12 protein-coding genes and 1 pseudogene are annotated in these 13,580 nt (G+C 36.2%); 1 reads left to right on the top strand and 12 read right to left on the bottom strand.

Features of this window, described 5'->3' with window-relative positions:
• Window positions 1–189: 189 nt before the first annotated feature.
• Window positions 190–597: a hypothetical protein gene (locus ACWPVE_RS19485; RefSeq protein WP_453996272.1), complete on the bottom strand. Its 408-nt coding sequence runs from the start codon at window positions 595–597 to the stop codon at window positions 190–192.
• A 70-nt stretch (window positions 598–667) separates the two neighbouring features.
• Window positions 668–1,990 (bottom strand): annotated as a pseudogene (locus ACWPVE_RS19480) (short-chain fatty acid transporter).
• A 160-nt stretch (window positions 1,991–2,150) separates the two neighbouring features.
• Between ACWPVE_RS19480 and ACWPVE_RS19475 the strand changes: the two are divergent.
• Window positions 2,151–2,342, top strand: coding sequence for a hypothetical protein (locus ACWPVE_RS19475; protein ID WP_453996270.1), 192 nt, complete (start codon window positions 2,151–2,153; stop codon window positions 2,340–2,342).
• A gap of 54 nt (window positions 2,343–2,396) precedes the next feature.
• Here ACWPVE_RS19475 and ACWPVE_RS19470 read toward each other — a convergent pair whose 3' ends face one another.
• The 10 genes from ACWPVE_RS19470 to ACWPVE_RS19425 form a co-directional block, all read right to left on the bottom strand.
• The gene (locus ACWPVE_RS19470; RefSeq protein WP_453996268.1) at window positions 2,397–3,101 is read right to left on the bottom strand and encodes a hypothetical protein; all 705 of its coding nucleotides are present in this window, start codon (window positions 3,099–3,101) and stop codon (window positions 2,397–2,399) included.
• Window positions 3,102–3,240: 139 nt separating this feature from the next.
• Entirely contained in the window at window positions 3,241–3,960 is a 720-nt protein-coding gene (locus ACWPVE_RS19465; RefSeq protein WP_453996266.1) for an ABC transporter ATP-binding protein, read from the bottom strand.
• The gene (locus ACWPVE_RS19460) at window positions 3,960–5,081 is read right to left on the bottom strand and encodes an ABC transporter permease (protein ID WP_453996264.1); all 1,122 of its coding nucleotides are present in this window, start codon (window positions 5,079–5,081) and stop codon (window positions 3,960–3,962) included. Before ACWPVE_RS19460 ends, ACWPVE_RS19465 begins: the two co-directional genes overlap by 1 nt.
• A gap of 29 nt (window positions 5,082–5,110) precedes the next feature.
• Window positions 5,111–5,569 carry a hypothetical protein gene (locus ACWPVE_RS19455; RefSeq protein WP_453996262.1) on the bottom strand — a complete coding sequence of 153 codons (459 nt, stop codon included), beginning with the start codon at window positions 5,567–5,569 and terminating at the stop codon, window positions 5,111–5,113.
• A 156-nt stretch (window positions 5,570–5,725) separates the two neighbouring features.
• On the bottom strand, window positions 5,726–7,126 hold the full coding sequence (locus tag ACWPVE_RS19450) for an ATP-binding protein (RefSeq protein WP_453996260.1): 1,401 nt from the start codon (window positions 7,124–7,126) through the stop codon (window positions 5,726–5,728).
• A complete protein-coding gene (locus ACWPVE_RS19445) occupies window positions 7,119–7,817 on the bottom strand; it encodes a response regulator transcription factor (RefSeq protein WP_453996258.1) in 699 nt (232 codons plus the stop codon). Before ACWPVE_RS19445 ends, ACWPVE_RS19450 begins: the two co-directional genes overlap by 8 nt.
• 302 nt (window positions 7,818–8,119) lie before the next feature.
• Window positions 8,120–9,955, bottom strand: coding sequence for an IS1182 family transposase (locus ACWPVE_RS19440; protein ID WP_453996256.1), 1,836 nt, complete (start codon window positions 9,953–9,955; stop codon window positions 8,120–8,122).
• 460 nt (window positions 9,956–10,415) lie between these two features.
• Window positions 10,416–11,648 (bottom strand): allantoate amidohydrolase, encoded by a 1,233-nt coding sequence (locus ACWPVE_RS19435; RefSeq protein ID WP_453996254.1) that lies wholly within the window; start codon window positions 11,646–11,648, stop codon window positions 10,416–10,418.
• A gap of 348 nt (window positions 11,649–11,996) precedes the next feature.
• On the bottom strand, window positions 11,997–12,443 hold the full coding sequence (locus ACWPVE_RS19430; RefSeq protein ID WP_453996252.1) for a hypothetical protein: 447 nt from the start codon (window positions 12,441–12,443) through the stop codon (window positions 11,997–11,999).
• 384 nt (window positions 12,444–12,827) lie between these two features.
• Entirely contained in the window at window positions 12,828–13,430 is a 603-nt protein-coding gene (locus ACWPVE_RS19425) for a biotin transporter BioY (RefSeq protein ID WP_453996250.1), read from the bottom strand.
• Window positions 13,431–13,580: the final 150 nt, after the last annotated feature.

Below are 13,580 nucleotides of genomic sequence, written 5' to 3'. Positions count from 1 at the left end.
GAAGGATAAGTTGAAATTTTTATTAGGTTCTTTTTCTAATAGTGTGAGGAATGTTGATGGTTTTCTCTTTCAAATTTTATATGTTTGCAACATCTGCTTTTTTTATTTTCTTCGAATTTCCCTCCTCTTTTTGTTTATCAATTATAATGCTTCTCATTCAAACTGTTTTATGTCAATCATTTTCGTCAGTTAATTTAACAGCTGTAAATATTCATCTACATCATCAAAATCGGTACCAATAGATACGGGAGTGTCACCTATCTTTTTCAATGAAATGGGTTTTCCATCGTTAAGTTTTTTGATGATTACATCAAAAGATTTGTACTTGTTTAATCTTATTTCAAATTCTTGTACTTCTCCGTTCAATTTATATACATCATTGTCTAGTTTTTCATATGTTCCCTTCTCGACTTCTCTGTTATCGATGTATGCAACAAAACGACGATCGTCAGGATAAAAACTCATTTGAATAATATATCCGTTCACAGGTTCACTTTGATAGAACCCCATTAAAGTTGGAGATTTATTGTCTGAGCATCCCCGTAAACCTAATGCTACAACAACAAGTAACAAGGTGATAACACTTACTTTTCTCACGAAATGCCCTCCTTTCATTTTCAATGTATAGAAAATGAAAGGCAAACGGTTATGCCCGTTTGCCAAGAATTTATAATAGTAAAAGACCAATCGTAATAGGAATAAAGCTATAAATTAGAATCATCACACAGAATCCCATGATGTCGCGAATGTGTAATCCTGCAATCGCTAAGGCTGGTAAGGCCCAGAATGGTTGAATCATATTGGTCCAGGCATCTCCCCACGCCACACCCACTGCCGTTTTGGCCAGATCTGCATTTAACGCAGCTGCTGCTTCAATCATAATCGGTCCTTGAACGGCCCATTGACCGCCACCTGAAGGAACAAAAATGTTAATCAAACCTCCACTAAGAAATGAGAAAAAGGGTAAAGTATGCGCATTTGAAAAGGTAAGGAACCACATGGCAACCTGCTCTGAAAGCCCTGATAACGTAACCATCCCCATAATCCCTGCATAGAACGGGAATTGAATTATAATACCCCCAGCATTTTTTACTCCATTTGTTACAGTGTTTAAGAACTGTTTCGGTGTTTTATGCAGCATAATCCCTAAAAATAAGAAAATAAAGTTTACAATATTAAGATTCAAATCGAATCCTTTTGTAACAAAATGATAGACGATAAAGCCTAAGCCCATAATACCAATCAACATCGAAACAATTACACTGTTCTCGATTTTTTCAGCTGGAGTTGTTGCAACCTTTACTTCCTTTGTAGAATCCGAGTCATCTGGTACTACCCAACGCGAGCGATCTTGCTCAATGGTATTGGCACTTTTCATTAAGAAGCGATTAAAGATTGGTAGTGTTATGAGAAGGGCTACGACGATAAAGAGATTCGTTGGACTGAAAAGCGTTTCACTTACTGCAATGACTCCCATTTTATCCTCTAAAAAATGACCAGGGGTTGCCACCGTCAATGGAATTGAACCTGAGAATCCACCATGCCAAACCAGGAATCCACTATACGCACCTGCTACTAAGATACGAAAATCTGCAGTCGGAACTTGCCTGGCAACATGGATCGCAAACAATGCCCCAACTACCAGTCCGAATCCGTAGTTAATTAAACATGCGATTGTAGATACAAACGTTACAAGCATGACTGCTTGCACAGGTGTCTTTGCCACATTACTTAACTTAGCTAAGAAATTCTTAATAACAGGTGCATTTGCTAATACATATCCAGTGACGACGACTAAAGCCATCTGCATCGCAAATGCAAGAAGATCTCAAAATCCTGTTCCCCAGTGTGTCACCATATCAACTGGTCCACTTTCTGTAAACAGAATGCCTAATACAAACACTAAAAAGGTAAGGATTATGGCAAAAATAAAGGCATCTGGTAGGAAACGCTGTACAAGTCGTACAAAAAAGTTTGTTAACGCTTTCATTTATTCACTCCCTTTAACAGTAGTTGATACATTGTATTCGACTAAGGAATCGATTATGAAAAATGAGGTTGCTTGTTTATTCAATGTGAGGACGTCAAACTTGGGTGTAGATATGGGTATTTAACGAATGGTTTGTACAAAATAAGAGAGGAGAATTTCAATGAAGGGACGAATTGTAATGAATTTTAAAAGTAAGCTACAGGAAGCACAGGATATTATTCATCAGGCACATTTTCATTTAAAACAAGTGAATTCGAACCAAGTTGAATCAGAAGCATGTCGTTTTGCTCAAAGTGAACTAGAAAAAGCACAACAGATTATTCAAGAAGTACAGCAACAAATACATAACTAGTTACTAAGATAAAAGGCTAGGTTGAATGAAAACCTAGCCTTTTATCTTTTCGTGCTATTTATTTTTAAAGAAAAGCGAGTGGATAAGTAAGGCAATGAGAGATTCCCGCTCGTCTTCAGGTACGTCGATTACTTGTATACTACTCATGAGATGGTTTCGTTTTAACGTGCCTACCCTTTCTTCATCTTTAGTAAGTGTAATGCCTGATGTTACCGTAGTTGCAGATGTTACGTATGTATGATTAGTAAAAGTACATTGAATGGCTTCTTTTAGTTTTACGGAATTTTTTAAATTTATAAGCGTGCACGCATCACCAATTTGCTGGCCGTTTTTATAAATTTTCCACTGATCTTGCTGAGCAAATCTCTTTGCACGATACCATTTGACATCATACAGATCCTGGTCAATTTTGATTTCTAAGCACAAATACCAGTTAAAACCAAAAATATCACCAAACGCATATTGCCATTTCTTTGGAAAATATCGTTTTACATAGCCTCTCTTTACATCTCCTCTAAAAAGTGGTTTCTTTATCATCAAGGATTTTTGTATATTATAAAACGACCACTCTTGAATATTTTTTGGTTGAAAAGATCGCTCTTTATCCGCTAGTTTTTTACTAATATAGTAAATAACTAGAGATAGAATTGGAAGTATAAAAATCAATGAAAACATAAGAGGTTCAAATGCATCGTAAACGAGATATCGAGCAAGCGCGGTTAATAGTAGCAAGACAAATAGTAAGAGTAGTTCAATCATTTTATCACCTCCATATGTTTACGTTATGAACCGATAAAAGTTTCACCATTTTTTTCCATAAATAGATATCAACTTTTACTAGTAAAGACAATTAAAAAAGCAAGGGAGAAATACGAGTCATTTCTCCCTTGCTTATATTTTATGATTGGAGGGACAGCTCCCTCTTAGATTTCTTTTCAACCGCTACTTCTTCTAACTTTCCTTCATCTATACGATATACTCGATCACAATAAGAGAGCATTCTCTCATCATGGGTTACCATTATAGCTGCCTTGTTTCGAGTCCTTACTCCATCTGCAATCAGTTCGACAACTTCAAATGCCCGCTTACTGTCTAAGCTAGCAGTAGGCTCATCTGCAAGAATGACGTCTGGATCATTCATAAATGCACGAGCAATGGCAGTTCGTTGACGTTCTCCTCCAGATAAATGTTCTGGATATTTCTTTAATTTTTTCTCCAACCCTACCTCTTTAAGCAGCTCTTTTGCAAATGTTTTGTCTGCACTTGTAATGACCCCTGACATTTTCTTAACGACTAGTAATTGATCAAGAACATTTAGATAGGGAACAAGATTTGAAGTTTGTAAAATAAATCCAATATGATCTAATCGTAATTGAGAAATTTCTTTAGCTGACAATTGGGAAAGATTTGTATCATTAATAATTACCTCCCCGCTTGAAGCTTGTAACAATGCACCAGCTATCGAAAGGAATGTACTTTTACCAGAACCTGATGGACCGATTACAGCTACAAGTTCACCTGGTTTAACGGAAATAGAGACATTGTCTAGAATCTGTAACTTGGTACCTGCGCCATCTTGATAAAACTTTGACACATTTTTAAATTGAATTCCACTCATTATTCTACCCTCCCAATTGCTTGTAACGGATCAATTTTAGTAATTCTTCGTACAGAGATGAGTGAGCTTAATACAGATACAACTAATAGAATTAGTGCATAGCTCCACAATAACATCGGATCTAAGGCAAATGGCATGCCGTCAGGAAGAATTGCAGCCGTCCCATAAGTCAGGATAATACCTATTCCAATACTAAAAGTTGCTACTAATGTGATTTGGGAAACAATGGCCTTCGTTAAAAATAGATTACTAGCTCCAATTGCCTTCATCACACCAAATTGATTAGACTTTTGTAGGGTAAGGACATAGAAGAATACACCAATTACAAAAGCCGAAATGACAAGTAAAAATCCAAGCATCATCATAATAGTTCCATTCTCAGCTGTATAGCCTGGTATTCCATTTATTGCTTCTTTTTTCGTTGCAACTTCAATTCCTTCAATTACATTTGGAAGCTTGTCCTGTTCAATAGAGTTTCCTTGTAACATAATTGCGTTAACAGGTTTTTCTATCCCCATATCTGAACCTGGAGCAGCAAAGTGAATCGCACGCCATTCATCGAGCGCAATAAAGATAGAAGGCAAATGGTTAAAAGATTCTCCTTCTACAAACCCAATAACTTCAAGTGTTTCACTTACTCCCTCAATTTCTAAGACATCTCCTATTTCAATACCCTTGTCTTTTAAGGATTCATTGATAATCACTTGATACCCTTCAGCTTGTGTTAATGAATCGCCCTCGATAATGGAAGGTTCTAAAAACGATCCTGGTTCAATTCCAAGAATGGATACGTCAATCTTTTCACTATCATCTTTCATTCCTTCTTTTAAGACAACAGCTACATGACTTCCCATTGCAGCAGCATTTTCAACTTGCTCTTGTGCCTTCAAGTCTTCTACTAGATTTTCAGAAATCACGGAACGTGACATCGAATGACGAGATCCCTCTTCAAATACGACATACTCTGCATCCATATTTTGAAAAGTAGCAGCACTTAGTGTCGAAAGTCCATTTCCAAGCCCTGATAAAATAAAGACAAGCCATGATATTAAAATAAGAATCATAGCAATCATAGCAAAACGCCATTTCGCGTGTTTTAGTTCTCTTGTTGCAAGAAACATGATTATTCCCCTTTCTAATTCCTATCCAATTAAACGATTCTTAAGCCAACTATCATCACAATAACGATTCCCAATATTGCCGAGATCACTAAAAATTGAGCATACATCTTTGCTAGTTGTGCAAGTGATTTTTCTTTTTTTAATGGTAAACCTTTTAATTTCTTTGTTAATCTAACACTGTAAATCGAGACAAAAATAATGGTCAAGAGAATGATTAATGATCCACCTTGTTCCATAATCGTTAAGTACAAAGGCATCGTTTCACGATTAAATTGGACGATCATAAAGGATCCAGAAAAAAGAATAAGTACCAAACTCGGGATAACTCCCATCATGACCCATTTTTGAATTTTCTTAATAACAGGTGAAAAATCTACTAGACTATTTTCTTGTCTTACCAATGTTTTTAATAAATAGCCAAGTGCTGCAAAAGAGCCAATCCATATCGCAACACCTGCAATATGCAGAATATAATTGAACGAATACATGGTGTCCATCCTTTCTGATTTATTTACTCTGTTACAAAAGATATCAAGTGAATATGAACAGAACGTTAACAAACTAAAACAAGTGAAGATTTAGATGTACTAAAAAAAGGACGATCGATAAAATCGATTGTCCTTAACAATACATCCATATTCATCTTATTTACTTAACGGAAGTTTGAATGTAAAGAGAGTCCCTTCCCCAAATTTGGATTGAACTTTGATTTCAGTATCATGTAAATCCAAGATCGATTTGACAATCGCTAATCCGAGACCAGCACCCGTTTTATTCGTTCGAGATTCATCGACCTTATAAAATCTCCTCCAAATCAAATCGATTTGATCTTCTTTTATCCCTTCTCCATAATCCTGTACCAGTACTTTCACATACTGTCCATCCTTCAAAAGAGAGATGTCAATTCGCTGATCCTGTTTGGAAAATTGAACGGTGTTTTGCAGAAGGTTGACAATGACTTGTGCAATTCTTTCTTTATCTGCATAAACTTCGTATTCACTCTCACTCGTAAAGTGGATATCTAAACTTTTTTTCGCAAAAAGCGGTTCAAAATTATGGATAATTTGATGAACTTGTTCTGTCAAATTATAATTTGTTCGAATAAGTTGTCTCTGGCCTTCTTCCAATTGATTCATATCCAGTGTATCATTCACAAGTTTAATCATTCTCTCGATTTCATCTTTCATTAATCCATAGTAATAGGCGCGGCGATCGAGTGGAATGGTTCCATCCATTAACGCGATAATAAATCCTTTTATCGATGTCAAAGGGGAACGTAACTCATGGGAAACATTCGAAATATATTGTTTTCGCCTTGTTTCTAACTCATTTAGCTCCTTCGCCATATCTGTAAATGATTTCGCTAACTGTCCTATTTCATCATTTAATGGATATTGAACAGATTTTGAAAAATCTCCTTTGGCATAGTGTTTGGCCATTTCACTCATTTCTCTTAACGGCGCTGTGATTCGTTTTGACATAAACCATAAGATAACACCTGCAAATACAATCGCAATGAGAAACGTAAATAAAATCATCCAAAGAACCTGTTGATATTCATGAGTTAAATCATGAAAAATCATAACCATGATCGGAGTATCTACTCCACTAATCGGTGTCTTAAGCTTTGAGGCTACAATATACCGAAGTTCTCCATTCCTAAATTCTCCCTCTGATACACGTTCCCCAGCAAGAACCTGTTTTATAAGGTCGTCTTGAATCGTAACCAATTCAGTGGATTGTTGAGGGTCTGGCCCTAGTATTTGCTTCCGCTCTTTATCAATTATATAAATGAGATACCCTGGGTTGTTAAAGGAATAACTTAATCGTTCAGCTGTTTCATACTTACTCCAGTTTACATTCTCTTGACTTTGTAACTGTTGTTCAATCTGTTTTAGTTCATGTTGATATGTATCTTCATACTTTTTATAAAGATTTATATGAAACAAATAGAAAAACACAAAAATAAATAATAAAAATGAAAGGACAATAATGAATGAATAACTTAAAAACATTCTAGAAAAAATCGTATTCTTTTTAAGCATGTTGTTTCACCTCAAAGCGATATCCAACACCTCGAATCGTTACAACAGACCAATCAGCTTCATGTGCAAGTAACTTGTCTCGAATTCGTTTAATATGAACATCTACAGTACGAGGGTCTCCATCAAAATCATAGCCCCAGATACGGTCCAATAACTGTTGTCTCGAAATAACTTGGTTTGGATTCATGGCTAAATAATAAAATAATTCCATTTCTCTAGGTGCCATCAATACTTGGATTCCGTTGATAAGAACACGATATTCTTTCATTTTAATTTCAATATTGTCGAATATGAGATTGTCTTTTTCACTTTCTAACAAAATCGATCGACGTAAGACGGATTTAACTCGAGCTGTTAATTCATTTGGATCAAAAGGTTTTACGATGTAATCATCCGCTCCAATTTCTAATCCATTTATGATATCATAGGTTTCACCTTTTCCTGTTAACATGATTATTGGGACATGTTTATCTTCTAGGCGAATCGCTTTACAAACTTCCCAGCCATTCATTTTAGGCAACATGATATCTAATAGGATACAATCAGGCGACTCTTTATAATACAAATCTAATCCTTCTTCTCCATCGTAAGCAGCAATATAGGAAAATCCGATTTTATCCAAATATAATTTAATCAATTCAACAATGTTTGGATCATCTTCTATTAGCAGTACCTTAATCGGGCGCTTCACGTTATCACTCCTCTCCAATAGTTTCCCATAGTTTTATGAATACAATGTTAACAATTTTAGTTTCAAGAAAAAATAATCGAGTCATCATGCCATTTTCTCTCCACATGAATCATATTATCATCTTCTACATAAAAAAAGACAAGTCTACAATTAGACTTGTATCAGACTGTTGACAAACGCTCGCATACTTCGTTGCTAGACTCACTCGTCCGCTCATGAAGGCAACTTCTATTTGCGTCTTAGATCGGCTGCATGCCTTATCTGACAAGCGTTTCAAAGACAGTCTGGGAAAGTGAACCTTACTAGTGTTTCCTAAAAAATGAGTATGGGGCTGTCCGATAAGTCCTAAAAAATAAGGCAAGGGAGAAAAACGACCGTTTTTCTCCCTTGCCTTTTTGTTTTTTTCGATTTTTCTCTGAAAGTAGCTGGCGTATGCCTGCTACTTTCAATATATTGTGGGCTAATGCCACAATTCCAAACTCGACATATACTTTGTCGAGCCCCCGCAGAGAAAATCTGCGAAACGACCTATTGCCCTTGATGTGACCGAACACACTTTCTACTTCAACTTTACGTTGAGCGTAGATAGCGGACTTTTCATCACATTCAAGGGCTGTTTTAGCCTTGGCTTTCATTTCTTCAAAAATCGTATTCCAATGAATCTGACGATTCCCTTTTGCTTTTGTGCATTGTGCTTTTAGTGGACAATCGGTACAATCTTCACATTCATATATTTTAAAACTTTGCTCGTAGCCAGATTTATTCTTTTTATTCAGGTATTTTTTAAACGTTACTTTCATTCCTTTCGGGCAAATAAAATAGTCGTCATCTTCCACGTAAGTCCAATTTTTTGCGTTTTTGATGTCTTTTTTATATTTACGGGTTTGTTCCTGTACATAGCTTCCATACGGAATAAGAAACTCGAATCGTTGCTCTTTCTCATCTCCGACAGCGTAAACATAATTCTCCTCACTACCATATCCTGCATCGGCAATAACCGTTTTGGGTATTGGTAAAGAAGAAGCTGCCAGTTTCTCCATATGAGGGATGAAGCACCGAGTGTCTGTTGGGCGTTGATGTATTGTATAGTATAGAATAAACTGGTTTTCTGTTCCTACTTGTACGTTGTATCCTGGCTTAAGTTGGCCATTTTTCATATGATCTTCTTTCATACGCATGAAGGTGGCATCTTTGTCCGTTTTAGAATAACTATTACGATCACCTAAAACTTCATTATGTTCCTTATATTTAGTCATACGAGGTATAAAATCCTCACGGATTTGCTTGATTGATTTCTTTAATTGACTCCGTTCTTGCCTTTTTTCTTTTCGAACGTCTTTATCTGTTTCGCTATCAATTACCTTTGTTAATGCCTCAACTTTTTCCTCAAGTTCTTCGGCAACTTCTACTAATTCCTGTTCAGTGATTTCTTGTTCCTGATTTATTAATTCTTCTGGTTGTGCTTCTGCCCTGGTTATTTCATGGATATGCTGAAGGGTTTCCTTGATTTTTTCTTTTAATTTCTCTTCAAAATTTGAAGTAGCACGTTTCCATACAAAACTATACTTGTTGGCGTTGGCTTCAATCTTGGTGCCATCCAAAAAGTAGCTTTCGAATGTTATGTAGTTCTCTTCAATCAACTTGTGAATCATTGCTTCGAATAGTTCATCCATAAAGTCTTTCATGCGTCCCCCACGGAACTCATTAATTGTACGGAAATCTGGTTGTTGCATCGCTGACAACCACATAGCTGGGATACTTTCATTTGCTAATTTTTCTATCCCTCGGCAAGAATAAACCTTCTGGGAATAACCATAAAGGATAATTTTAAGCATCATTTTGGGATGGTAAGAACTTCTGCCACCGCCTACATAGTATGAAAATAGATTTTCATCAGGAATAGCTTCAACCATTTCGTCTACTACACGGGCCTCGTGATGTTGTGGAATAAGAGATTCGATATCATAAATCATTTGAATTTGTCGATTATCGTAGGGTTTGAAAGTAGGGGCTAATTGTCTTGGATTAGGTTCTTTTTGTTTTTCTTCATTTTGAACTTCTAGTTTCTCCTCTTCGAACTCTGGAAAAAGGGAAGTTTGCGTGTTATAATTTTCATTAGTAATCAATTGATTGCTCATAAAAAATCATCCTTTCTGGAATGTTGTGTGGTAACTTCATTTTACTAAAAAGGATGATTTTTTTGTGTGTTTTTTTAAAAGTTACGAGTCAATACTATTAAATTTTGTAACCTTGTTGATTGTAGCGGAAGGTACGAGACTCCTGCGGGAAAAGCGTGGCCAGGGGAGACCCCGCAGGAGCTTGCGACGAGGAGGCTCCCGGACCGCCCGCGGAAAGCGAGTACCTGCAGCGGAAATCAACACCAGATTTTTTAGTAAACCCAAAAAACAAAAAATGAGGGCTGTCCTCAAAAGTCATTTTTCAGTGACTTTTTGGACAGCCCCATAAAATGCACAAAAAATTCACCTTCATTATTTTGTGTCCAAGGAATTTTACTTAAGAGGATATCATTCTTCACGAACAAAAAACTCAAAAAAAGCCTGGTCACAAAAATATGACCAAGCTTTCATTCGTTTAAATTTATTTCGATAACAGCCTTAGAACCGTATCTAAAATTACGTTTACTCCCTTCTCACATTCTTCCCACGAGGTATATTCTTCTTCACAGTGACTCTTTCCGTTTTTACTTGGAACAAATAGCATGGTCGATGGTATATAGCTTGCGATAAATTGGGCATCATGCCCAGCCCCGCTAACCATTCGTTTATGTGAGTAGCCGAGGGATTTTGCCGATTCTTCTATATGATTACAGAGCTCTGGATCGAACCAAACTGTGTCCCGATCCCATAATTTTGTTGTTTTAATCTCGCATCCTTCATTGGCTTCGAAAGTAGGAAGACTTTCGACAAAATTCTTCACTTCGTTAACGATTTTCATGTCTTTGTGACGTGCCTCAAGGGTAAATACAACTTTATTTGGAATAACCGTATGAATACTTGGGTAAACATTTACTCTTCCAATTGTAAAAACAAGCTCCTCATCTAATGAACCTAAGTAGCTTCGAATCTCATTAATGAGGTTATTTGTTGCAAATAGTGCATCCTTACGCATAGTCATCGGAGTCGTTCCAGCATGATCAGATTCTCCAGTCACTTCAATCTCATAACATGCCATACCGACTACACATTCGACAACCCCAATTGAGAGCGCTTCCGATTCTAAGATCGGACCTTGTTCAATATGCATCTCAAGTAAAGCTGTTGCTTCTTTCACTCGGTTCTCCTCTTGCCCTTCATATCCAATCGACTTCAGTGCTTCACCAAAAGTAACGCCATCTGCATCCTTTTTTTGCAGCATCAGATTCTTATCAAATTTTCCAGCTAGAATACCTGATGCCATCATCGAAGGCTCAAACCTAGCTCCTTCTTCATTAGTAAAATTCACAACCGTAATTGGGATTGAAGGTTTCACATTATGATCTATAAGAGTTCTTACCACTTCTAATCCAGCAACGACCCCTAATACACCATCAAACCGTCCACCTTTTTTAACGGAATCCAAATGGGAACCAATCAGAATAGGAGGTTTCTTCTCCGTGCCTTCCAGTGTGGCATACATACATCCCAAATCATCAACTTTGACCTCCAGGCCCATTTCCTCACAGCAGGATCGGAAATAATCCCTCGCACTGCGGTCCTCATCTGATAATGCCAATCTAGTAACACCATTGTTTTCAGTTCGTCCAAAGCCTGCAAAACGTTCTAATTCCTTTCTTAATCTTTCACCATTCACTTTCAGCTTTTGTTTTTGCATGTTTTACACTCCCCTTTACTTATAATCATTCAAGCCATTTCCTTTATATTGTAAAACTTGGAAGTATAAATAAAACAATTTGCCATTATACAACTATACCTTTCAACATAATAAATCTATTAAACTCATTGTTGAAATATTCCGCCTTAAAGATTTTTTATCATAAAACCAATTATAAAACAATATACCTTCGCATCTCCTACGCTTGTTCCATTATGCATGTCGTCTAAAAAATCGATTTACAATTTAAATCAAGCATCACCAATCTTTCATTTAAGCTTTATTACATATAAATCTTTTGATAGAACAAATGGAAACCTCAATTATAAAATGGTTTCCATTTGTTAATCATTCATCCTTTTCTATTTTTAAGCCTTCTATTTGATGCATTACATTTCTATAATACTCGGAACGAATAATAAATCCTCCGAATTCCTCGTGTGTAGTACAAGTAAACCAAACAAAATTGTTTTTTATAAAGGTTAAGTCTTCTGGCAAATTGGGTGCTACCCAATCATATAAGTTATTAGAAAGTTGTTGCAGCAATCTGCACGTATCTTCATTAGCCTCTATTACATGTACAGTTGCAGGTGGACCTTTTGTTATTGTATTTGCCCATGTTTTAGTTTTGTAAGTTTCAATCGTATAAGGATGAAATTGTTCAAGTATTTCTTGGTTATATTTCAATTCCTTTCTAGTCACAAAATAGAACTTGTCAGAGTAATCACATAATACTTTCATTAACTGTTGATAAATTCTATCTTTAGGATTTTCAACTAAATTCCAATATTCCATTTTATCACCTCTTTATTAGTAAAATTCAGATATATATTCCTATAAGATGAACAATGAATACACAAGACAGCAATATTTCTCACATTGCGTTTATTAGCCAATCACCGACGGTATAGGTGGAATCATCATAGCGTTTTACACAGTAAACTATTTATTCTTTTATCATTCTTTAACAAATTTCTGATTGCTTTAGCCAGTGCAGTGGAACCCGCCTTATCATCTACACGCTATTTTTAACATCCATAAATACTATTTCAACAAAAAAGCGCCAGCACCTCCCATAACTGGCAATTTTTTCTTAGAAATTTTCCTTATACCCTTGATGAAAAGCGTATTTGCAGGCAATAATGCTTGCCCATTATCAAGATTTGCTATTTCTGTGCATCATACTCGATCCGAAACAAGGTTTTGTTTTGTCAAAGGGTTTGATTTTTGTACGATAAAATAGATACGTGGAGCAACCAAACCAGATACTATAGAGAGGATAATATCCTTTGGAAGCGGTGCAAGCATCCACACCCATACCATTTTATATGTAAAACCTTCAGGTGCTTGAGCCCATATTTTATATGCCATATACATCCAGTTTGTGCCGATTACATAATTAATGGCCATTCCAATAAGGGATGCAAAAATAAATCGGCGTACAGTTGGCTTGTTTGTTTTTTCAATGATTTTACCTACAATATAGGAAACTAGTATAAAAGAGATGATAAACCCAAACGTAGGCTTCACTAAGATGGCTGCCCCACCCGTAAATTGCGCAAACACTGGCGCCCCTACAATCCCCACGAGTGCATAAACCAGCATTGACAATGCACCAATCCTACTTCCTAATATTGCTCCTGCAAGAATCGAGAAGAATGTTTGTAAAGTAATGGGTACACCCCCAATAACCAAAAATGAGGTTGTATTTGCGCCTATGGCCATTAATGCAACAAACAGCCCCACCATTGTTAGATCGATTGTTTTAAATCTGTTTTTCATAGATAAAACCTCCCTAAAGAAAAATAACAATCCAAATATAAGTAGAAATTCACCTTTATGTCAACTTAAATCATATTTCAGTTAACATATGACAAATGGACCATTTTATGTAGAACAGTGCTTTTTTTATAATTTTCATAGACTTTACTT

The organism is Bacillus nitroreducens, assembly GCF_964021195.1.
The sequence above is the reverse complement of the archived record's forward strand: the minus strand, read 5'-3'. Positions and strand labels throughout refer to the sequence as shown.